At 47.0% G+C, this 270-nt stretch carries 1 protein-coding gene; it reads left to right on the top strand.

Going from position 1 to position 270, the window contains the following annotated elements:
• Positions 1-270 (top strand): hypothetical protein (locus CHI06_RS29205; RefSeq protein ID WP_142301061.1); only part of this gene is annotated, 270 nt, incomplete at both ends.

The following is a 270-nucleotide window of genomic DNA, read 5'->3' as shown; positions in this document are numbered from 1 at the left end:
AAAGTTGGCCGGATACAGGTAGAACAGCCTTTAAGGTTGCCATCTATGATAATGGACCGAATAATACACCTGGTAAATTATTGGCGGGTCCATTTGATGCGACTGCTCTGCGTAATGGAGAATGGACGGTTGTCGATTTGGCAAGCAAAGGAATCGTGGTTAACGGCACCTTCTATATGGTCTATATCCAAGTAGGCGCCTACCCGAATACACCAGGACTCGGTGTTGATAAAAGCAGTCCAACCGCTAGTCGCAGCTGGAACCTGATTA

Origin of the sequence: Bacillus sp. 7884-1 (assembly GCF_002272245.1) — a bacterium.
In the GTDB taxonomy this organism is placed as follows: domain Bacteria; phylum Bacillota; class Bacilli; order Bacillales; family Cytobacillaceae; genus Neobacillus.
This window is presented reverse-complemented; position numbering and strand designations above follow the sequence as displayed.